Origin of the sequence: Sorangium sp. So ce385 (assembly GCF_051474135.1) — a bacterium.
Lineage (GTDB): Bacteria > Myxococcota_A > Polyangia > Polyangiales > Polyangiaceae > Sorangium > Sorangium cellulosum_D.
The window spans coordinates 2,490,517-2,512,254 of the sequence record NZ_CP150337.1 but is presented as its reverse complement, the minus strand read 5'-3'; the positions used below and the strand labels follow the sequence as shown (position 1 = coordinate 2,512,254).

The following is a 21,738-nucleotide window of genomic DNA, read 5'->3' as shown; positions in this document are numbered from 1 at the left end:
TCGTATCAGCACCAGAGAATGGGCCCGGGCCTCCGACGTCGCGGGACCGCGCGGACCGCGTTATGCCGCGCGGCCGTATTTCACGTCGTACCTCAGGAGCTGCGCGCTGTTCGCGTACGGCTTCGAGCCGACCAGCGCCAGAGCGACCTTCCTGGTGCTGCCGCCGAAGAGCCGGACCCCGTGGCCGAGGACGATGGGATTCAGCTTGAGGACGAGCTGGTCGATGAGCGCGTGATCCAGGAGGAAGCCGGCGAAGGCGCCGCCCCCGCAAAGGTAGATATCCGCGCCGGGAGACGCCTTCAGCCCCTCGACGACGGCGACCTCGTCGCGATCGACGACCTGGACCTCGGCCCCCTCGTCGAAGCGCAGCGTCCGCGAGAAGATGTAGTGCTCCATGTGCGGGTACGCCCGCTTGCCCGGGACGAGCCCGAAGGGATAACCCCACTCGTACGTCCTCTTGCCCATGAGGACGGTGCCATAGCCCTTCAGGCGCTCGACGTACTCGGCGACGTGCTCTCCCTCCATCAGGAAACCGTCGACCGAGCCGTCCTCGTGCGAGATGAAACCGTCGAGCGACACCGCGACGTCGTAAACAATCTTTCTCATTCGATCCTCCTCGTTCTCGGAACCAACCTGCAGCGCGGACGAGCGCGTTCGTCCGCGGGCGCTCACGTGGCAGCGCCCTCACGGCACCTTGGACGCCGATCCATCGCCGCGAAGAGGGCGACGGACGGCTCGCCGCGGACGGCTGTGCGACAGAGAGATGGCTTCAGCGAGGAGCGACCATGGTGGACGCGTGTCAGGCGTCGCCGGCGACCCTAGCATGCACCCGCTCGCTTGCCTAGCGGTCCGAGCCCCGACGATTCGCGCGCTCGCTCGCTTCGCGCCCGAGCTCCGTCGCGCCCCCAACGTAGGAGAGCGTCCGTGCGCCAGCGCACGACGCATGGCGCGGCCTCGACCACGGTTGGTCGCCTCGAGGACCCCCCGTTGCCCTGCTGGTGATGCGCTGGTAGCGTCTTCGGCACATGAAGGAGAAGACAGCCATGAGGAGCGATGTGAACCGGTGCTGGCGCCTTGCCTCGCGTCCTGCCGGCCTGCTCAAAGACAGCGATTTCACGTTCAGGGAGGAGCCCATCCCGGAGCCGAAGGCGGACGGGGACATCCTTGTCCGTACACTTTACCTGTCGGTCGATCCCACGCAGCGGATATGGCTCGCTCGCGACTCGTACATGCCGGCGGTCCCGATCGGCGACGTCGTCCGCGCCGGCGGCGTCGGCAAGGTCGTGCGCTCGAACAGCCCCGACTTCGCGCCGGGCGACCTCGTCCAGGGCCTCCTCGGCTGGCAGGACTACGCGCTCTTGACGGCCGGAAAGCGAGATCTGCTCCCGGCCTCGAAGCTGCCGCCCGGCATACCGCCCGAGCTCGCGCTCAGCGTCTTCGGCGTCACCGGGCTGACCGCCTACTTCGGTCTACTCCACATCGGCCGCGTCAAGGAGGGGGAGACCGTCGTCGTCTCGGGCGCCGCCGGCGCGACCGGGATGATGGCGGGTCAGATCGCGAAGGCGAAGGGCTGCCGCGCGATCGGGATCGCGGGCGGCCCCGAGAAGTGCGCGTGGATCACGGGGGAGCTCGGCTTCGACGCCGCCATCGACTACCGATCCGAGGACGTCGCCGCCCGGCTCCGGGAGCTCTGCCCCTCCGGCATCGACGTCTACTTCGACAACGTGGGCGGCGCGATCCTGGACGCGGCGCTCGCAGAGCTCGCGATGCGCGGGCGCGTCGTGCTCTGCGGCGCCATCGGCGATTACACCGAGTCTGAGCAGCCGCCCGGCCCGAAGAACTACATCAACCTGCTGATGCGGCGCGGCCGGATGGAAGGGTTCATCGTCACCGACTTCCTCGGCCAGATGAACGAGGCGATCTCCGACCTCGCCGGCTGGGTGAGCTCGGGCAAGATCAAGAATCGCGTGGACGTGCAGGAGGGCCTCGAGAAGGCGCCCGCGACGCTGAACCGCCTGTTCACCAGCGCGAACACGGGCAAGCAGCTCCTCAAGGTCGCCGATCCGTGAGCGCGGCTCGAGCGAGCGCCGGCCGAGCTAGAACTCGGTCCCGATCACGTACCTGAGCTGGCCAGTCTTCAGCGAGATCACGTAGACCGCCGTCCACGTGGCGAAGAAGACGTCGTTCGCCGACACCGAGATCCCGGACGAGACCTGCGATTTCTTGTGGACCTGCACGTCCCACAGCCGCTTGCCGGTGGCGCCGTCGAAGCAGGCGAGGCGCGTCCCCTGGCTGTGATCGTTCATGTCGTAAGGGACGACCAGGAGCCCGCCCTCGTAAGCCGCCTCCTCGGTCCCCATCGCCCTCGTGGTGAGCGGATCGACGCCGGGCACCACGTCCTTCCAGAGCACCTTCTTCTTGTCGACCGCGGCCACCATCCTGACCTGGCTGCCCTTGCTGCGACGGCCGAGCATGAACCGCGGCCCGGGGCCGCTCGGGACGAGCGCGTGGTGCGCCGACATGCCCTCGATCGCGTGCAGCTCGGGGAGCCCGAGGTCGTCGAAGTCGGACCAGCCGACGAGCCGATAGCCGGGCGCCTCGTCCGCCGTCGAGCTCTGGACCGGCTTGCACGCCGCGCCCTTCGCGAGCTCGCGCCGCCTTCCGCTCGCCGGCTCCAGGCCGTGCTTTGCGTCGTCGACCGTCTCGACGACGATCGCGCCGTCGCCCTGACACACCCGCTTCGGCTTCTCGCCGAGCGACGCCGACCACGAGGGCGCCCCGGTGCGCAGATCGTACGCCTGCGCCCTGCCCAGGCCGTCGATCGAGATCACCCGATCGAAGACCACGGCGCGCCGCGCCTCGTGGCCGGCCGCGTCCTTGGCCAGGGCCGCCGTCTTCCACAGCTGCTTGCCGTCGCGCCCGTCGAAGGCGGCGATCCACTCCTCCCCGGCCGGGACGCCGCTCTTGCCGATCACATCCGGCGCCCCGTCGCCGTTGACGTCGGCGAGCATCGGCCGGTCCTTGAACTGCATGCTGGGCCCGATGCCGAGGACGGGCCGCGCCCCGGACGCCCCCGGCGCGCGCTGCGTGACGAAGGCGGCGACCCCGCCGGCCAGGGCCGTGGCGACGACCGCCCCCATCACGGCGAACACCGCGATGTTGGCGGACGGCGGCGCGACCCGGACCACGTGCATGCCCTGCGGGACCGGCGCGGTGGTCGGCTTTCTGCCGCGATCGATCAGCGACCGCGCGCCGCAGTACTGGCAGGAGACGAAGTCCATCCCCGGCTGAACCGGCAGCGGGGCGCCGCATCGCGGGCATCGGGGGTCGACGATCCTTGCCATCGTTCCACTCTACACGAGCTCCGCGGCCTATTTCTTCTCCCGCGCGCCCCCGCTCTCCCGCGCGCCCCCGCGCCCGCCCGAGCCCGCGCCCGGCCCGCGCTGGCCCGGCGGCCCGCGCTCCAGGAGGGCCGCGCGCGTGAGCCCCTTCCCGCCGAAGCGCTCGGCCACCTCGGCCACGACGCCCTCGAGCCGCCGGCGGCGCTCGGAGGCGACCGGGAACAGGCTCAGGGTCGAGCCGGCGGTCTCGCTCGTCAGATCGCCCGCGGCGACGCCGACGAGCCGCACCGGCCTCGACAGGTCGAACCGCGAGAGCAGCCCCCGCGCAGCGGCGTAGATCGAGTCCGTGTCCGCCACCGGCTCGGGCAGCTTCGTCTGGCGCGTGCTCCGCGTGAAATCCGAGTACTTGAGCTTCACCGCCACCGCGCGGCAGGACAGGCCCGCCTTGAGCAGGCGCCGCGCCACGCGGCCCGACAGCTCGAGCAACCACGGCTCGATCGGCTCCCTGCCCCGGAGATCTTCCTCGACCGTCTCCTCCGCGCCGATCGACTCCGCGACGCGGCCCGGGACCACCGCGCGGTCGTCGACGCCGGCCGCGAGGAGGCGCACGTGCTCGCCCCACGCCGGGCCGAGGAGCTCGGCGAGGCGCGGCGCCGGGCAGCGCGCGAGGTCGCCGATGGTCGCGAGCCCCGCCGCCCGGAGGCGCTCGGCGGCGCGCGGGCCCACGCCCCACATGCGCTCGAGCGGCAGCGGCGCGAGGAACGCGGCGACGTCGTCGGGCACCACGACGAGGCCGTCGGGCTTCCGCAGATCGCTCGCGATCTTCGCGGCGAACTTGCACGGCGCGACCCCGGCCGAGGCGGTGAGCCCGAGCTCGCCCTGGATGGCGCGCTTGATCTGCGCCGCGATCGCGGCGCCGTCGCCGAAGAGCGCGCGGCTCGCGGTCACGTCGAGGAAGGCCTCGTCGAGCGACAGCCCCTCGACGAGCGGGGTGAAGCGGCGGAAGATCGCGAAGACCTGCGCGCTCACCTCGGCGTAGCGGGCGTGCCGCGGGGGCACGACGACCGCCTGCGGGCAGCGGCGGATCGCCTCGGCCATCGGCATCGCCGAGCGGGCGCCGGAGGGGCGCGCCTCGTAGGAGGCCGCCGCGACGACGCCCCGCCGCGAGGCGCCGCCGACGAGGACCGGGCGGCCCCGCAGCGACGGGTCGTCGAGCTGCTCGACCGACGCGAAGAACGCGTCCATGTCGATGTGGAGGATCTGGCGCATCGCGGGGGAGCGATCGCACCCCGGGAGCGCGCCGGGATCAACCGGCCGCGACGCGCCGGGGCCTGCCCGGGCGATCTCCCGGGCGGCCGCGCCGGCTCACTCGAGCGACTGGAAGAAGCGCCAGGCTCGCCCGCCCGCGCCGGACGGCACGGAGTGGCCGCCGGGGTGCGTGCAGTACACGAGCGGCAGACCCTCGTTGCAGCCCTGGTACTCGACGCACCCGTTGCCGAAGGTCGCCGACGGCATCGAGGTCGCCTCGCAGCCGTTCCGGCCGCGCCAGAAGTCGCGGGTGGACTGTCCCAGCGCGGGGGTCACGGTCCCGTCGGTGTCGCCTTGCGTCTGGATCAGCGCGTGCGCGGCGCTCGCGTCGCTGCAGTTGGGCTGGGATCCATTGGGGCCCCACCCGGCGACCGGCGCGAGACCGCGGAACACGGAAGAGCGCTCGCAGCCGAGCGTGTTCGTCATGAAGCCACCCTGGCTGAACCCGACCGCGAAGACGCGCTTCGTATCGACGCAGAAGTTCGACTTGGCGTGCTCGATCATGGCATCGAAGAACGCGAGGTCGGCGTCGAGGCGCGCACGATTGGCGTTCGGCGGCGGACCGCCCCAGTTCGAGTCCGCGTCGCCCCACTGCGACTGGGTGCTCGGCGGCGTGGACCGCCCGTTCGCCGGCAGCCCCTGCGGGTAGATGAGCAGCGCCTGGTCGTCGGTCTCCTGGATGAGCTGGAACCCGCTGCCGTCGTGTGCGGCCCACACGTTGTTCATGTTCAGGCCGTGGATGCCGAAGACCAGCGGCAGCGGCTTGCTCGGGTCGTAGTTCTCCGGCACGTACATCAGGAAGTAGCGCGTCACGCCGCCGACCATCAACGTCTGCTGCGCGCGAGGGTCGGGGCGCGTCGCCTCCTTGCCGCAGCCCACCGACCCGGCGGGGGCGGCGCCGCCCGAGCCGCCGCCGCCGGCCGACTCGCCGCCCGTGCCGCTGGAGGTGCCCGCGCCCCCGCTCCCCCCGTCTCCTCCGCCCGACGTCGCTCCCACGGACGTCGCTCCCGAGGACGTCGCTCCCGAGGACGTCGCCCCCGAGGACGTCCCTCCCGTGGTGGAGCCGGCGCCCGTGGAGGCGCTGGACGACCCAGAAGGGCCGGGATCGACGGGATCCGACTCCGACGAGCACGCGGACAGCCCCATCGCCACGCCCACGGTGAAAAGAAAGCTCACGCCCAGTGCAGATCGACTCATCGAGACACCACCTCTCTAACGGACTGCGGATCGCCGGGGCCCGGACGATCACGGGTCGTCCGCCGCGATCCCACGGCTGGTTGATGCAGACATCGTGCGCCGGGCGCGCCGGGCCGGTCAGGGTTCTCAGTACGTCGAGAACAGGCTCCAGAGGAACTTGGGCGCGAACGCGGGCCAACCGTGGTTGGTGCCGTTGTAGTTCGGGTCTTTGTGCTGGCACCAGTAGACCGGATAGTCCTGGTCGCAGCCTTGGTACAGGACACAGTTCGAGCGCTCGTCCGTGTACCCTTCGACCGGCATCGTGCTCGCTTCGCAGTGGTTCAGCGCGGTATAGAAGTCGCGCGTCTTCGGGCCGTTCTCCGTCCCGACCACCGAGTCGTTGGCTCCGTGGATGACGACCGCCGTGACCTGTCCGGTGCACCGTCGGGTGCCGGCGTCGAGCGGATAGTCCCGTACGTTCTTGGTGGCGCACGGGCCCACCGCGCGCAGCTTGTCCGCGTGCTCGCAGCCCAGGATGCTCGAGAAGTCGCCGCCCGAGCTCTCGCCCGCCGCGAACACGCGGGCCTCGTCGATGCAGAAGTTGTTCGTGATCTCTTCGTAGAACGGCTCGAAGAAGGAGACGTCGTTCGCCCCCCAGCCCGAGTTCGAGTTGGCCGGATGCGGGTAAACGCGGATCCAGGCCTCCTTGGGGCCGGTCGCCTCGAAGCCCGCGTTCTGCTCTGCCCAGCTGATCGGGTTGTTCGTCGGGTTGAACATGATCATCGTCGGATACGGCTTGCTGGCGTCGTAGCCGGTCGGCAGCTTCACGTAGTACTGGTGATTCGAGACGCTGAGCGGGCTCTGCGCGCTGCCCGTCTGCGGGTTCGCCTTGTTGCAGCCGGCGCTCGGCCGCGGGGGGACCTTGCCGTCCATCGAGCCGCCCGAGCCGCCGTCTCCTGGCGAGCCGCCGCTCCCGCCCGTCCCTCCCTCGCCGCCCGCTCCCCCCGCGGACGCGCTGCCGGCGCCGGCGCCGGTCGTGGTGCCGCCGCCGGTCGTGGCGCCACCGCCGCTGCCTGACACGGTGGACCCGCTCGTTCCGGCTTGAGGGTCTTCCCCCGACGAGCCCGTGTCGTCACCGCTGCACGCCGAGAGAGCGAAAGAGGCGACCAGCGCCGCGCATCGTGTGATTTGAGCGAGAGCAGATTTGTTGGTCATTTGAATACCCAGGGGCGGCATCGCCCCTCGCTGGCAGCGTTCCACGAAGCGCGTCCTCAGCGTGAGGCGGGCCATTGTGAGCGCTCACATCTCCCATGTCAATACTTGTCGGTGGGACGGTGGGTATCCTCGATCCCGAGGGGCAAACAAAGCTGGCGGGGCTCCTCCGGAGCGGCGCGTCAAGCGAGCGGGCGCCGGATCGCGGTCGCGACCCGGTGGCCGGACGCCCGACCGGCATCTCGTCGGTGATGGGGGGTGCACGGCGCGCCGCGGAGATCGGACTTCCACTCCGGCGGCAATCCCATTAACATCTACAAACATCTACAGTGTGAGCGTTCACACCCGACCGCGACCTCATCCTGCCGGGGCGACGCAAGGCGTTCCCCAGCACGAATCGGCTCAGCGCAGAATTAGGACATGACAACAATGAAGACACCTATCTTTTCCATGACGGCGGTGTTCCTCATCGGCGCCCTACCCGTCTCCTGCGGAATCGACGAGCATGTAACGCCCCTCTCGTATCCGCTCACGATCGAGGCGACGGGCGACGGGACGACCGACCCGCCGCCCGGGACCTACCTGCACGCGCCGGGCACCGTGATCACCGTCACCGCGACGCCCGCTCCGGGACAGAACTTCCTGGGCTGGAGCGGCGCCGATACAGGGCTGGACAACCCGGCGACGTTCACGATGGGCACGGGCGAGACGCTGACGGCCACGTTCGGCGCTGCGTTCAGCCCGACGACGTACCAGAACCCGGTGCTGCCCGGCGATCACCCCGACTTGAACCTCTACCGGGAGGGCGACACCTTCTACGTGGTCGGGTCGAGCTTCCACACGATGCCCGCGTTCGAGATCCTGCGCTCGACGGATCTCGTGCGCTGGGAGCGCGTGACCCGGGTGGTCTCTTCGACCGCGGCCGCGCTGGACGAGCAGACCGGCCCTGGCAAGGGCACGTGGGGCGGCTTCATCGTCAAGGCCGGCGATGTGTACCGGGTCTACTACGCGATCGGCGCCACGCAGCATTTCTCCTCGGCGAAGAGCCTCGAGGGCCCGTGGTCGGAGCCCAAGAAGGTCGATATCTTCCCCTACACGCCGCCGGGGAGCGAGATCGCGTACGAGCGCAATACCGGCTCCGACAACTCGGTGTTCGTCGATCCCGAGAGCGGCAAGACCTTCATGGTCATCAAGAACGGCCTGTGCAAATGGGACGCCGAGCACCCGAACGACTTCGGCATCAACCTCCTCACGGAGATCGATCCCGAGACCGGGATGCTGCTGCCGGAGTCGACGATCGACATGAGCTTCGTCAACTGGGACCAGGCGACCGGGGGCTGCGGGGACTTCACCAATCCTGACTGGAGCAAGTGGACCGAGGGGCCGACGATGGCCAAGCGGGGCGACTGGTACTACTACTTCGTGTCGACGCACACGGCCTGCGGCGGCCAGCTGCACGCCTGGGCGTCGAAGAAGCTGGTCGGCAGCACCGCCGAGGACTGGCACTGGCTGGGCTATGTGCTGACCGGCAAGGAGCCGTACGCCGGCTTGCAGCACGCCACCGCTCCGATCGAGCTCGAGGACGGCACCTGGTGGGCGCTCGCCCACTCCTACGACTGCACCGGGGTGGGCACCCAGGACTGGAAGAACGGCGAGTGGCAGGGGCTCGGCCGCGAAGGGCTGCTCCTGCAGGTGACCTGGGACGAGCAGCAGGTGGATGGGGAGACGATCCCGGTCCCGAAGTTCCCGAGCGAGGTGCGCGATCTGACGGCGCCCAAGCTGCCGCCGAGCGACGTGCCCTTCCTCGTGCCCGTGAACGACGAGTTCTCGTCGGAGACGATCAACCCGGCCTGGACCACCTACGGAAGGTCGGAGGACAAGTACTCGGTGACCGAGCGCGCCGGCTGGCTGCGGATCGAGCCGGGCGCCGGGGCGACCACGCGGGTGGTGCAAAAGGACGCCCTGCACTCCAGCAGCATGACGGTGAAGCTGCAGTTCAAGCCCAAGGCGAACGGCGACGCGGCCGGCCTCCACGTGGGCAACGGCTACTGGGAGGACGAGCAGGTGATCGCGGCGCCGACGTGGATGGCCAGCGGAGAGGGCTTCATGCTCCCGGCCATCCTGGAGGTCTCCGTGGCGCGGGTCATGGAGGACAAGAAAGACCGGATCCGGTTCTCCTTCCGCTCGCGCTCGGTGAAGCCGCCGGCCGAGGAGGGGGGCGCGTACACCGAGCTCGATGAGCCCGTCGTGGTGGGCGCATCGGCCCCGGCGCCCGAAGGCGATACGATCTGGCTGAAGCTGGTCCGCACCGGCCACAAGGCCACGGGCTGGTTCAGCGCCGATCGGCTCGAGTGGACGCAGGTGGGCGACGAGATCGACATCTCCACGCTCGACAACTTCTACGCCATGGCCCACACCTGGATCGGCAACCAGGCTGGCATGTTCGCGACCAACAAGCGCGCCGACTTCGATCTGTTCACGTACCGGGACGGGTTCACCTGGATCCCGGCCGCGGAGGCGAACCAGCAGTCGGGCGCCAGCGTCGCGTCGAGCAAGAAGGCGGGTCCGGTGCTGGACGGGCTGGAGAACGGCGACTGGGCCATGTACGGCAGCGTCGACCTGGGCAGCGGCGGCGTCCACGCGAACGCGATCGAGCTGAAGGCCTCGAGCGCCGGCCAAGGCGGCGCCGTGGAGGTCTGGATCGATCCGCTGGCCGGCGGCTCGGCCATCGGCACCTGCAACATCCCCGACACGGGCGACTGGGACAAGTGGGAGACCACCACGTGCGACGTGAAGCCCACCGAGGGCACCCACGAGGTGTATCTGAAGGTGACCGGCGGCGCGGGCGAGCTGGTGCGCCTCGCGTCCCTGCGATTCGTGCCGGCCAAGTGACGGCGCGGCGCTAGAACAACGATCACGTCACGGGGGTCCCGGGATCGACGGCCCCGGCGCGAGCAGCCGGCTCCCGTCCATCAGCCAGATGGCCGAGAGCCCCTGCTCGGGGTTCGTCCAGAGCACGTCCGCCTCGCCGTCGCCGTTGAAGTCGTTCGCCGCGACGACGACCCATCCATCGCCGGCCGGCCCCGGGATCGCCGGCCCCGGCGCGAGCAGCTGACTTCCATCCATCAACCACACCGCCGTCAGGTTCTGCTCCTGATGGTCCCAGACGACATCCCCCATCCCGTCGAAGTTGGCGTCGCCGACCGCGAGCGCCTTCCAGCCGTCGCCGGCCGGACCGGGGATGAGCGGCCCGGGCGCGAGCAGGTGGCTTCCTTCCATCAACCAGATCGCCATCAGGTTCTGTTCGGGGTTGTTCCAGACCACATCGGCCATGCTGTCGCGGCCGTGGTCGGTCAGGTTCGGGACGACGACCCAGCCGTCGCCGATCGGCCCCGGGATGGACGGGCCCGGCGCGAGCAGCCGAGTTCCCTCCATCAGCCACACCGCCATCAGGTTCTGCTCGGGGTTGTTCCACAGCACGTCCGCCATGCCGTCGTGGTTGAAGTCGGCCGCCGAGGGCACGACCCAGCCGTCGCCGATCGGCCCCGGGATGAATGGGCCCGGCGCGAGCAGCCGAGTTCCCTCCATCAGCCACACCGCCGCCAGGTTCAGCTCGTGGTTGTTCCACAGCACGTCCGCCATGCCGTCTTGGTTGAAGTCAGCCGCCGCGACGGCGACCCAGCCGTCGCCGAGCGGCCCCGCGATGGCTGGGCCTGGCGCGAGCAGCCGAGTTCCCTCCATCAGCCACACCGCCACCAGGTTCTGCTCTTCGTCGCCCCAGAGCACGTCGGACATGCCATCGAGGTTGAAGTCGGCGGCCTGCACGGCCTTCCATGCGCTGCCGTTCGCGCGCTGAGCCGCGGCGCCGAGCGACGCTCCCGAGGGCTCCAGGGCGCGCGGCCCCCGGTCTCGCTGGCCGGCGCCCTGCGCGCAGCCCAGCGCGACGAGGACCCCAGAGGCGGCACCCAGACGCTCCAGCACCCTCATGAGGCCTCGCATACGCACCCCTTCTGTCACCGGCGCATGCGTCGCGCTCAGCCGCCGTCGTAGGGCCCGGGGATCACCGGCCCCGGCGCGAGCAGCTGGCTCCCCTCCATCAGCCACACCGCCATCTCGCTCGCCTCGCCCCGCTGCCAGACCACGTCGGCCATGCCGTCGAGGTTGACGTCGGCCGCGGTGCGCGCCACCCAGCGGTCGCCGACGGGCCCGGGGATGAACGGCCCCGGCGCGAGCAGCTGGCTGCCGTCCATCAGCCACACCGCCATCAGGTTCTGCTCGGCGTTGTTCCAGAGCACGTCCGCCATGCCATCGCCGTTGAAGTCGGCGCCCCAGGCGATGACCCAGCCATCGCCGAGAGGCCCCGGGATCAGCGGCCCTGGCGCGAGCAGGTGAGTGCCTTCCATCAGCCACACCGCGATCAGGTTCTGCTCGACATGGCGCCAGACGGCGTCCGCCATGCCGTCGGCGTTGAAGTCCCCCACGGCGGCGACGTCCCAGCCGTCGCCGAGAGGCCCGGGGATGAACGGCCCCGGCGTGAGCAAACGTGTGCCTTCCATCAGCCACACGGCCATGATGCTCCGTTCCGCGTGGCTCCAGAGCACGTCCGCCATGTTGTCGGCGTTGTAGTCGATCGCCCTGGCGAACCAGCCGCTGCCCCCCGGCCCCGGGAGGATCGGCCCCGGCGCGAGCAGCTGGCTTCCGTCCATCAGCCATACCGCCATCGCCCCCTGTTCTTCGTGGCGAAAGAGCACGTCCCCCATGCCGTCGGCGTTGAAGTCGCTCGTCTTGGCGAACCAGCCGTCGCCGACCGGCCCCGGGATGAACGGCCCGGGCGCGAGCAGCCGGTTCCCCTCCATCAACCATATGGCGACGAGGCTCCGCTCGGGCTCGTTCCAGAGCACGTCGGCCATACCGTCGGCGTTGAAGTCGAGCGCCTGGGTGATCAGCCATCCACCTCCGTTGGCCCGCTGCACCGCGGCGCCGAGGGTCGCCCCGGAGCCCCCGTCGGGAGGCGCCTCGCGCTGCGGATCGACGGTTTGCGCGCAGGCGATGGGGGTGAGGATCGCACAGGCCACGATAGCGGCCCTCACGACAGCAGCAGGCTCTCTCATGCTCGTCTCGCTCGCACCTCGTGCGCGGTCATGGCTCGGGCTCTCGCGGCGCCGGCCTGGCCCCCGTGAGCGCGCCGGTCACGCGGGCGGGGAGGCGGCAAGCGACGGTCCATCGAACTCCGCGCATGCGCGGGATCTCGGGGCGGCGCCCACATGCGAGCTCGACCCGGCATTCCCCGCTTCTTGCATGGCAAATGGTCGCATAGGCCTCCTGTGCTCATCGAGCGGTTCGCTCTCCAGGGATCCGGCCCCACGCGGCGCTCCGTGAGCCGGCGTCTGCGCCGTGAACACCGGTCTCCGGAGGAGCGGCCTCGCGCGGCGCAGGAGCGCCGCGGAGGCGATCGCTCTCTGGAGCTCTCCACGCCTGGGTAGCTCGGCTCATTGCGGTTCTCACGGCACCCCGAGGTTCAAGGATGTTTGCACCCGACGTAAAGATTGCGCTCGCGATGGCGGTGACGCTCGTTCCATCCCTCACCTGCGTGGGCCCGCGCGAGGCGCCGGGGCCCGCGGACGGCGGCGGCGAGCGCGCCGGCACCGGCGAGGCGCGCCAGGCCCTCTGTCACGGCCTGATCATCGCGAATGTGACGGTGCTCCCGGAGACGTATCACTGGGAGGATGCCGCCCACCTGCTCAGCGTGTCGGAGGGGTTCGGCCCGCGGACGCTCGAGCTCGCCGTGTCGTCGAGCGTCGAGCCCACCGTGAGCATCGAGGGGACCGCCACGGGCACCTTCCCGTCCGCGGGCAACCAGCCCGCGCCGGGCGCGCTGGGCATCCCGGGATTTCCTCCCCTCAACGAGCTGCCGGGCGTACCTGGCACGCTGTTCCCGCCGGGCGCGCCTGGCACCTCCTCCGCGCCGGGCGCACCGCTCGGTCCTGGAGCGCCAGGCGCGCCGGGCAGCCGCTCCCCCGAGGACTGCCAGCCTGCGTGGTGGATGCCGGGCGGCTGCATGCCCTCGAATGACCAGCCCTCGTGGAACATGCCGGGCAACGGCGCGCCCTGGAACGGCCAGCCCTCGTGGGACATGCCGGGAAACGGCGCGCCCTGGAACGGCCAGCCCTCGTGGGACATGCCGGGCAACGGCGCCCCCTGGAATGACCAGCCCTCGTGGAACATGCCGGGCAACGGCGCCCCCTGGAACGGCCAGCCCTCGTGGAATATGCCGGGCAACGGCGCCCCCTGGAACGGCCAGCCCTCGTCGAACATGCCGGGAAACGGCGCGCCCTCCAACGGTCAGCCCTCGTCGAACATGCCGAGCAGCGAGGCGCCCTTGAACGGCGCTATGCTGGGCATACCAGGCGGCTGCGCGCCGACGCTCTCGGACATCTCCGCGGCGGTTGGGTTCAGCGTGAGCCAGAACGTCACGCTTCAGGCGAGCTCGGTCTACTTCGTCCCGACGGCGGCGTACGCGCGCATCTCCGCCTATCCCGTGTTCCAGAAGATCACCTGGGATATCGTCAGCGTCGGCGGCTGGAACCTGGGAATCGGTCCGGCAGGAGGCGTCGTGATCGGCTCCGGCGTCGTGCTCAAGCCGGTGGGGGTCTACTTCGCGACGTACCGCGTCTATGACCTCGCCGCGATGGGCGGGGGTGTGCTGAACCCGGGCCCGATCCTGGATCCTCCGACGGGCGGCGCGGGCGGCAACGGCCCTGGAGGCAATGGCGACGGCGGCGCCAGCGGCGATACGGGCGCGGGCGGCGCTACGGGCGCGGGCGGCGCTACGGGCGCGGGCGGCGCTACGGGCTCGGGCGGCGCTACGGGTGCAGGCGGAGAGTTGGGCGCTGGCGGCGCAGGCGGCGATGCGGGCGCGGGTGCCACCGGTGGCGGCCCTGGCGCCGGCGGCGCAGGCGGCGATGCGGGCACCGGCGGCGCGGGAGCTACCGGTGGGGCGGGAGCCACCGGCGGCACAGGCGGCGCCGGCGGTTCCCCCTGAGATCCGCCGCCGGGAGCTCGCGCGCTCGGCGCGCCTCGCGGGCCGGCCAGCGCCGTGGCGCGCGCCGGCCCGAGGCGCCCTGTCAAGGTTTGATCAGCTCGACCGCAGGAATGGACTCGCACTCCGTATAACCCAGGACGCTGACGTCCGACCCGCGGATAGCGATGCCCACGCAGCGCGCATGGGCGTAACGGCCCGGTCCCACGCTCCGCCCGATCGTGACCTTGTACCGCAAGACGTGGCCCCGCCCGGCGATCGGCATGGCCTCCTGGATCCCTATCACGTCCATGTGGTATCGCCAGCCCACGAACTCGACGATGCGCTGGAGACGATCGACGCCGAAGCGCGGCGCGTCGCCGAACACGATCCCGTCGCGATCGAGCAGGTAATCGTGCTGTCCGTTGTTGTCCCAGTGCTCGCGCCCGGCGGCGACGACCTGAATCGCAAACCGCGCCGGCTCGGGGTAGTCGGCAGGATAGAAGATCCCGGAGAACACCCACCGCTCGGGAGAGCCCCACGGCGGCGCGGAGTCGTACCTGGCCGGGGCGACGCGCCATTCTCCGGCGGCGTCCCGATAATGGATGAGCACCTGCTTGTCGTGGGCGATGTTGTCGACGAGCACCACGCCGGAGACCTCCGACACCGGCGGATCGCCGCCGCGCCGGCGCTTCGCATGTTCCAGGCGAACCACGTTCGTGCCGCTCATTGCGCCCCCTCTGCCCCCGCGCAGCACTCGCCGGGCCGGCTGGACGTGGGCACGGCTGGCACACGCCTCCTGGATACGGGCTCCTCTCCCCCATCGAAGAGGATGTCGTGCACGGACGAGACACGCGCGCCGCCGTCATGAGCTCCTTCGAGGAGCGGCCATGCTCGGCGCGCTGGCCGGTCGGGAACCGGCTCCGCTCCAGGGCGCCGCAGAGACCCAGCGCGACATGGCACAGCCCCGTCGTTTCGTGTCATGAAGGCCCCCCCATGACCCTGACCTCGCTTGCCGGCATCCCGGCGAAGCAGCTCGCGGCGGCCGCGGACGACAACCTGGCCGTCCACTCGAGCTGGGCGCAGCAGCATCTCCCCGGCGCCCACGTCGCGCGCGACGCCGGCCTCGTCCTCGTCGACTCCGGGCTCCCCTGCGACACCTTCAACTTCGTCCTCCGCGCCCGCCTCGACGCCGCGACGGCAGAGGCCCGCGTGGCGCAGGCCATCGACCACTTCCGCCGCGCCGGCCGCCCCTTCTCGTGGTGGGTCGGCCCCGCGGACGAGCCGGAGAACCTCGGCGATCTCCTCCGCGCCGCGGGCCTCGAGGCCGCCGAGTCGGAGGTCGCCATGGCCGCCGATCTCCACGCGGTCCCCGCCGATCCCGCGCCGCCGCGCGGCCTCGAGATCGCGCGCGTCAGGACCCCGGCGCAGCTGCGCGACTTCGCGCGCCTCCTCGCGGCCAACTGGACCCCGCCCGATCCCTACGTGGCGCAGTTCTACGAGATCGCCGCCCCGGCGCTCCTGTCGGACGACGCGCCGCTATGGCTCTACGTCGGCTACCTCGACGACACGCCCGTGGCGACCTCGGAGCTCGCCGTGGGCGGCGGCGTCGCCGGCCTGTACAACATCTCGACCCTCCCGTCGCACCGGCGGCGGGGGATCGGCCGCGCGCTGACGCTGCGCCCGCTGTTCGACGCGCGCGCGGCCGGGCTCCGGCTGGCCATCCTCCAGGCATCGGCCGACGGGCTGGGCCTCTACGCCCAGGTAGGCTTCGTCGCGACCGGCCAGATCACGGAGTACAAGCCGCGCGGCGAGGCCGCCCCCTGAGGGCAGCCCGCCGGGGTCCTCTCCTCCGCGCGGGGCAGCGCCCGCGCCTCGACGCCCGCGGCGCAGCCGCCCGCACCTCGACGCCTGCGCCTCGGCGCCCCCGCCTCAGCGCGGCGCCCGCCCGATCTCCTCCGCGGCCCGCGCCCGCTCCTCCGCCGCCTTCGCGAGCGGACCCGCGAGGAGCGCCTGCGCCTCGCGGAAGCGCGCGGCCACGTCGGCCCAGTAGCTCGGATCCGCGCCCTGCGGCGCCGCGATCTGCTTGATCAGCGCCGCGTCGTACGCCGCGATGCCCGCGTACGGCGAGGCCGGCTTCGCGCGGGCCACCCAGTCGAGCGCCGCGAGATCGCCCAGGCCGAGCCCGGTGAGCGGCGCCCGCCGCATCATGAGCGCCGCGTCCTCGGGGCCGTTGCGCAGGCCGAGGGCGAGCGCGAGCAGCATCGTCGCCTCGGGCGGGCGCGCGGCGCCGTCGGGCCACGCGGAGAGCAGCGCCGTCGCCTGGTCGAAGTCCACGGCGCGCCAGTACAGCCGGCCGAGCTCGATCCGCGCCCGCGCGTAGAGCTGCCGCGCCTCGGGCGAGAGCTCGGCAGCGCGCAGCGCCGCGCGGTGCTGCAGCGGGACGCCGCGGCCGACCAGGACGCGCAGGAGCTCGGGCCGCGCCGCCGTCTCGGCCGGGATCAGGCGGCCCGCGTAATACGTCGGCAGCCGGGCCGCGAGCCGCTCGACGGCCGACGCGGGCGCGGCCGCCGGGAGCGGCGGCAGCTCCAGCGCGTCGAGCGCGTCGACGCGGCGGCCGCCGTAGAGGCGCGAGAGCATCGCGCGCGCCCCGTCGACGCGGTCGTCGCGGATCACGCCGACCGACGAGAGCTCGCGCAGGCCGACCAGCGCGGCGTCGCGGCCGCGGCTCTTCCAGGGCTCCAGCAGCTGGTCGAGCTCGCCGTAGTACACGTTGCTGAGCTCCGCGTCCTTCCGCATGGCGTCGGGCAGCGGCGCCGACCTGACCGCCTCGACGAGCCGCATGTCGGCCCGCCCGGACTCCACGGCGACGATGCCCTTGGCGTAGAACGGCAGCTCGATCCCGAGCCGCCCGAGATCCTCGATCGCGCGGGCCTGGTCGGTCACCCACGTGAAGAGCGGCCCCTTGGTGAACGCGACGACGCGCTGGACGTCGTAGGGCGGCCGCAGCGCGGGCGGCTCGGTCGCGGTGCGCGCGAGCCGGGCGGAGAGCGTGAGGCCGAGCAGCACCTGGTAGAGGTCGCCCTTGAGCGTGGCGGGCGGCGCCTCGAGGTACGGCACGGCGATGGCGTCGCCGCACGCGGCCGGCGCGAGCTCGGCCCGGAGCGCGCGCGCGAGCCCCGCCTCGAGGCCCGCGCACGCCTCGACCCCCGCGAGCCGCGCGTCGCGCTTCGCGGCGTCCTCCTCGGCGAGCGCGGCGTCGAGCGCGTCGAGGGCGCCCCCGACATCGCCGCAGGGCCGCGCGGGCGCGACGGGCGCGCGCCGCGCGAACGCCGCGCAGGCGGCCGGCGGGGCGGGCACCCCGGCCGGCACCGGGGGGACCAGCGCGGCCTTCGGGTCGAACGGCGCCTGCTTGAGGAGCGGCAGGAACTCGTCCTTGAGCGTGCCGTGGACGGCGAAGGCCTCCTGCTCGGGGAGCGGAGGCGGCGGCGGGGTCGCCGCGCGGGCGTCGCCCGGCGGGACGGGCGCGTGCGCCGCGGGCGGAGGAGCCGCGGCGCAGGCCGCGAGGGAGAGCCCCATCGCGGCGGCGAGGGCGGAGAAGATCGGGCGGGGGGTCGAGCGCATCACGTCTCCTTGGACACGGGCGATCCGCAAAGGTTTCGCCGAGGGCCGGCGGGCGGCCGTCGGGACCCGAGCGGTGCGCGGTCGTGGATATCACCGCGGCGGCCGGGGCGGGGCGCAAGGTGACGATCGGGAGAGCGACCGGCCCGCCATCCACGCGCTCGAAGGGAAGCGCTGACGCCCGGCCGCGCGCGTCGACGGAGCCGCAGGGCGGCATGGCGCGGCTCGCCGCCGGCTCCATCGTCGAGTATCTTCTTGCGCATGCAGTCTGTCCCGACGCACGCCGTATCCGAGGCCGAGCGACCGCGGCCCCGTCACGAGGAGAGCGACCAGCACGTCATCCTCCACGGCATGACGTGGAAGGATTACGAGATCCTCCTCGCCGTACGAGGGGACCGGGCCGGCGTGCGCATGTACTACCTGAACGGAGCGATCGAGCTGATGAGCCCGTCTCGCAGTCACGAGGGCGTCAAAACGACCATCGCGCGGCTCCTCGAGGCCTATTGCGACGAGCGCGGCATCGAGCTCAGCGGATACGGCGCGTGGACGCTCCGCAACGCGCCGAAGGAGCGCGGGGCCGAGCCGGACGAGTGCTACATCGTCGGCGAGACGAACAAGGAGGTTCCGGACCTGGCCATCGAGGTCGTCTGGACGCACGGAGGTCTCGACAAGCTCGAGATCTATCGAGGGCTCGGCGTCCCGGAGGTCTGGATGTGGGATCGCGAGGAGGGCCTCCGCGTCTTTGCGCTCTCGGACGGGCGGTATGAGCCCCGCGCGCGGAGCGCGTTCCTTCCCGAGCTCGACCCCGCGTGGCTCGCGGGTTTCCTCGAGCAGCCGACGCAGAGCCAGGCCGTCCGCGCGCTGCGCGCGGCGCTGCGGTGAGGCAGGCGCCGTAATCACCGCGGAGGCGGGCCCGCGAGCCGCGCGCGGACCAGTCCGCGCCTCAGGCCCTCCGCGCCGCGCGCGGCTTGATCGCATACCCCTTCCGCGCCAGCGCGTACCGGAACCCGGCCTGAAGGTCCCGGTGCGTGGAGAGCTGGCCGAGCTCGATGCCGAGATCGATGACGGTGCGCGCGACGCCGGGCGAAGCGCCGACGACGCTGCACTCGGCCCCGAGGAGCTGCGCGGCGCGCGTCGCCTGGAGCAGGTGGCTCGCCACCGCGGTGTCCACCGAGGTGACGCCGGTGATATCGATGATCACGAACTCGGCCTGGTGCCGCTCGACCGCGCGGACGAGCGACTCCATCAGCTGAGCGCCGCGGGAGCTATCCATCTGGCCGACGAGCGGGACGACGAGGATGCCCGGGTGGATGGGGATGCTCGGCGTCGAGAGCTCCTGGATCAGCTCGAGGAGCCGCCGCTGGGTCTCGAGGAGGATCGCCTCGTGGCGCTTGGCGTCCTCGATCTTCTTGCGCTCGGTGATGTCCTCGATGATCCCGAGGAGATAACGGCCCTTTCCCCCGGCGGCCTCCATGGGGATCCAGCGGGCGTGGCCGATGCGGGGCCCGAGGCGCGACGAGGAGACGTGGATCTCGGGCATCTCGACCGGCACGCCCCCCGCGAGGACGGCGCGGCTATCGGCGTCGATCTTCGCCGCCAGCTCCTCCGGCAAGTAGTCGCTGACGCGCTTGCCGATCAGCTCTCCCGGCGCGTGGCCGTGGAACTCCTCGAAGCTCCGGTTCACCCGCACGTAGCGCAGCTCCGCGGCCTCCTTGACGAAGAGCAGGAGCGGCAGGTTGTCGATGATGGCGTCGAGGAGGACGCGCGTGCCCTCGAGCGACGCCTCGGTCGCCCGGCGCTGGGTGACGTCCTCGTAGAGCACGGCGAGGCACCGCTCGCCCAGGGGGAACGACCACGTCGTGAAGGCGCGCGAGCCCTCCTCCGCGGGCAAGACCACCTCGGTCTCGGCGGCGCGGCCGCTGCGGATCTGCTCCGCGTAGCGCTGCGGAAGGCCGACCCGGCGCAGGCTGGGGACGCTCTCGTCCATGGTATGGCCGACGATCGCCGCCGTGGGCCTGCTCGAGATCCGCTCGGCGGCGGGGTTCCTGTAGATGTACCGGAGCGACCGGTCATCCGCCGGGTCGTCGAGGGTGAGGAACGTGCAGCCGAGCTGCATCGACGCGATCACCTGCGCGCAGCGGCGCTGGTGCTCCCGGGCGCGGCGCTCGTCCAGGTCGATGAGGCGGAGCAGCGCGCAGCGGCCGCCGCCGATCGAGCAGGAGAGCCCGCGGAGCGCCCAGCGCGGCGCGCCGGAGCCGTCGCCCGGCAGCTCGATCTCGGCGCGGTCGATCTCGCCCGAGAGGAGCGCCTGGATCCGGGCGAGGTCGACGGCCGCGGGGGACGGAGGCAAGAGCACGCGATCGCCCTCCGGCGACAGCGGCAGGATCGGCGCCCCCGGACCCGCGAGGAGCCGCTCGAGCGGCTCGTTCTTGCACCGGATGGCGCCCCGCGCGTCGATGACGAGCGCGGGGTCGTCCAGGGCCTCGATCAGCGGCCGCGGATCGATGCACAAGATCTCTTCAGGGTCGCCAGCTGCCGTCTGCACCAAGCCCACTCCCGTCGCGCGCCGTGCGAGGGCCGAGCGCGGCCCTCTCGCCTGGATGGTCGTCCGGGGCGCATCATCGCGCCGTTCTTGGGGTTGCGCACTCCCTGAATCGGCGACGGGCCTGAGAGACGGCGGCTAGCGAGCGGGGCTCGCGCTCGTCAATACCACTCTCCGCCGAGCCCCAGCGTGAAGGTGAAGGTCGTGGCCTCGGGCATGAACACCGGGTGGAGCTCGGCGGCCAGGGCGAACCCGCTGCGCCGCGGCCCGTCGCCGGACAGGCCGCCGAGGATGAGGGCGCCCCGCGCGTGCGCGCCGAAGTACCAGTCCGAGGTGCTGGCGCAGCCGGCGCCCGACTCGAGGCCCGCGAGCGTCGCGCCGCAGCTCGCGACGGCCACGTAGTCCATGGATGGGCCCGCGCCGAAGTCGAGGACATGAAACAAGGTGAAGCTCGCGAGGAGCGAGTTGTAATCGATGAACCCGGCGTCGAACCCCGCGCTGTTGTCGGTGCTCTCGGGGGTGAGCGTCAGCATGGGGGTGTTCTGGTAGTAGATCCCGAACAGGTGATTGATCTGGAGGCCGAGCCGGCCGGTCCACGCGAAGACGCCGCCGGTGCCCGTCGGCGCCTTGATGATCCCGCCGCCGAGCGTGCTGCCATACCGGAGCCGGACGCCGTCCCGGTCCTCGTCCTCGGGCTCCTTGTCGCCGGGCTCCTTGTCCTGCTCCTTCTCCTCCGGCTCGGCCGGTGAAGGCTCCGGCTCGTCCACGGTCACCGGGCCCGCCACCGGGGGCGGCGCAGCGCTCGGACGCGCCGGCTGGCTCCGGGGCGGACGCGGGGCGGCCGGTGGCGCGGGCGCGACGGGCGGCGGCGGCGCGGGCGCGACCGGCGGCGGCGCGGGCGCGGGTCCCACCGGCGGCGCGGGCGAGTACGGCGGCGCGGGCGAGTACGGCGGTGTCGGCGAATATGGAGGCGTGGGCGCGACCGGCGGCGCGGGCGCGACCGGCGGAGGCAGCGCGGGCGCGACCGGAGGCGGCGCCGGCGCTGCGGGCGGCGGCGCCGGCGCGGGCGGGACCGGCGGCGGCGACGGCGACGGGATCGGCGTGGGCGCAGGCGCAGGCGGCGGCGCCGGCGCCGGCGGGACCGGCGGCGGGGACGGCGACGGCGACGGCGTGGGCGCAGGCGGCGGCGGCGCTGGTTGCGCGGAGGCAGACGGGAGCGGTTCCGGAGGAGGAGGCGGCGGCGGGAGGGGAGCGGCGTCCTGGGTCAGGGCCGTCGCCGAGACCGCCAAAGGAAGGGTGAGCGCCGCAAGCGCGGCAAGCCAGCGAGGGGGTGTCATCCGGTTTTCCTCGGCGCGCTCCTCGCAGCCGTCAAGCGCGCGGAGGTGCGAGCTGTCGGCCGTGGTGCGCAGCCGTGATGATCCCCCCGTACGCCCAGAAACGCCAGCCCACGGATCGCCGCCCGATGAGCCCCACATCCCCATCCCTCCACTTTTCATCACGGAACGCGGCGGCTCCGGCCA

The 21,738-nt window shown here is 72.1% G+C and carries 16 protein-coding genes; 5 read left to right on the top strand and 11 right to left on the bottom strand.

Going from position 1 to position 21,738, the window contains the following annotated elements; translation table 11 throughout:
* Positions 1 to 60: 60 nt before the first annotated feature.
* Positions 61 to 606: a dihydrofolate reductase family protein gene (locus WME83_RS09335; protein WP_437318914.1), complete on the bottom strand. Its 546-nt coding sequence runs from the start codon at positions 604 to 606 to the stop codon at positions 61 to 63.
* A gap of 437 nt (positions 607 to 1,043) precedes the next feature.
* Between WME83_RS09335 and WME83_RS09330 the strand changes: the two genes are divergently transcribed.
* Positions 1,044 to 2,069 (top strand): NADP-dependent oxidoreductase, encoded by a 1,026-nt coding sequence (locus WME83_RS09330; protein ID WP_437318913.1) that lies wholly within the window; start codon positions 1,044 to 1,046, stop codon positions 2,067 to 2,069.
* A gap of 27 nt (positions 2,070 to 2,096) precedes the next feature.
* Here the strand turns inward: WME83_RS09330 and WME83_RS09325 are convergent, their stop codons facing one another.
* From WME83_RS09325 to WME83_RS09310, 4 genes are all read right to left on the bottom strand, one after another.
* Positions 2,097 to 3,281 (bottom strand): outer membrane protein assembly factor BamB family protein, encoded by a 1,185-nt coding sequence (locus tag WME83_RS09325; RefSeq protein WP_437318912.1) that lies wholly within the window; start codon positions 3,279 to 3,281, stop codon positions 2,097 to 2,099.
* Between the two features lie 90 nt (positions 3,282 to 3,371).
* Positions 3,372 to 4,610 (bottom strand): DNA polymerase IV, encoded by a 1,239-nt coding sequence (locus WME83_RS09320; protein WP_437318911.1) that lies wholly within the window; start codon positions 4,608 to 4,610, stop codon positions 3,372 to 3,374.
* A 96-nt stretch (positions 4,611 to 4,706) separates the two neighbouring features.
* Complete coding sequence (locus WME83_RS09315) at positions 4,707 to 5,846, bottom strand: alpha/beta hydrolase family esterase (protein WP_437318910.1); 1,140 nt, start codon at positions 5,844 to 5,846, stop codon at positions 4,707 to 4,709.
* A 126-nt stretch (positions 5,847 to 5,972) separates the two neighbouring features.
* Positions 5,973 to 6,905 carry an alpha/beta hydrolase family esterase gene (locus WME83_RS09310; RefSeq protein WP_437318909.1) on the bottom strand — a complete coding sequence of 311 codons (933 nt, stop codon included), beginning with the start codon at positions 6,903 to 6,905 and terminating at the stop codon, positions 5,973 to 5,975.
* 561 nt (positions 6,906 to 7,466) lie between these two features.
* Between WME83_RS09310 and WME83_RS09305 the strand changes: the two genes are divergently transcribed.
* Positions 7,467 to 9,929: a family 43 glycosylhydrolase gene (locus tag WME83_RS09305; protein WP_437318908.1), complete on the top strand. Its 2,463-nt coding sequence runs from the start codon at positions 7,467 to 7,469 to the stop codon at positions 9,927 to 9,929.
* Between the two features lie 27 nt (positions 9,930 to 9,956).
* Here the strand turns inward: WME83_RS09305 and WME83_RS09300 are convergent, their stop codons facing one another.
* The gene (locus tag WME83_RS09300) at positions 9,957 to 11,024 is read right to left on the bottom strand and encodes an FG-GAP repeat domain-containing protein (RefSeq protein ID WP_437318907.1); all 1,068 of its coding nucleotides are present in this window, start codon (positions 11,022 to 11,024) and stop codon (positions 9,957 to 9,959) included.
* A 47-nt stretch (positions 11,025 to 11,071) separates the two neighbouring features.
* Positions 11,072 to 12,112, bottom strand: coding sequence for an FG-GAP repeat domain-containing protein (locus WME83_RS09295; protein WP_437318906.1), 1,041 nt, complete (start codon positions 12,110 to 12,112; stop codon positions 11,072 to 11,074).
* A 449-nt stretch (positions 12,113 to 12,561) separates the two neighbouring features.
* On the opposite strand from WME83_RS09295, the gene WME83_RS09290 reads away from it, so the two are divergent.
* Entirely contained in the window at positions 12,562 to 14,079 is a 1,518-nt protein-coding gene (locus WME83_RS09290; protein WP_437318905.1) for a hypothetical protein, read from the top strand.
* Between the two features lie 82 nt (positions 14,080 to 14,161).
* On the opposite strand, the gene WME83_RS09285 is transcribed toward WME83_RS09290, so the two are convergent.
* The gene (locus WME83_RS09285) at positions 14,162 to 14,785 is read right to left on the bottom strand and encodes a hypothetical protein (protein WP_437318904.1); all 624 of its coding nucleotides are present in this window, start codon (positions 14,783 to 14,785) and stop codon (positions 14,162 to 14,164) included.
* A 266-nt stretch (positions 14,786 to 15,051) separates the two neighbouring features.
* On the opposite strand from WME83_RS09285, the gene WME83_RS09280 reads away from it, so the two are divergent.
* Positions 15,052 to 15,882, top strand: coding sequence for a GNAT family N-acetyltransferase (locus tag WME83_RS09280; protein ID WP_437318903.1), 831 nt, complete (start codon positions 15,052 to 15,054; stop codon positions 15,880 to 15,882).
* A 105-nt stretch (positions 15,883 to 15,987) separates the two neighbouring features.
* On the opposite strand, the gene WME83_RS09275 is transcribed toward WME83_RS09280, so the two are convergent.
* Positions 15,988 to 17,679, bottom strand: a complete 1,692-nt coding sequence (locus WME83_RS09275) for a hypothetical protein (RefSeq protein WP_437318902.1) — start codon at positions 17,677 to 17,679, stop codon at positions 15,988 to 15,990.
* A 258-nt stretch (positions 17,680 to 17,937) separates the two neighbouring features.
* Here WME83_RS09275 and WME83_RS09270 point away from each other — a divergent pair, with 258 nt between their 5' ends.
* Positions 17,938 to 18,558 carry a Uma2 family endonuclease gene (locus WME83_RS09270; protein WP_437318901.1) on the top strand — a complete coding sequence of 207 codons (621 nt, stop codon included), beginning with the start codon at positions 17,938 to 17,940 and terminating at the stop codon, positions 18,556 to 18,558.
* A 61-nt stretch (positions 18,559 to 18,619) separates the two neighbouring features.
* Here the strand turns inward: WME83_RS09270 and WME83_RS09265 are convergent, their stop codons facing one another.
* Positions 18,620 to 20,221 (bottom strand): PAS domain-containing protein, encoded by a 1,602-nt coding sequence (locus WME83_RS09265; RefSeq protein WP_437318900.1) that lies wholly within the window; start codon positions 20,219 to 20,221, stop codon positions 18,620 to 18,622.
* A 158-nt stretch (positions 20,222 to 20,379) separates the two neighbouring features.
* Positions 20,380 to 21,555 (bottom strand): hypothetical protein, encoded by a 1,176-nt coding sequence (locus WME83_RS09260; RefSeq protein ID WP_437318899.1) that lies wholly within the window; start codon positions 21,553 to 21,555, stop codon positions 20,380 to 20,382.
* Positions 21,556 to 21,738: the final 183 nt, after the last annotated feature.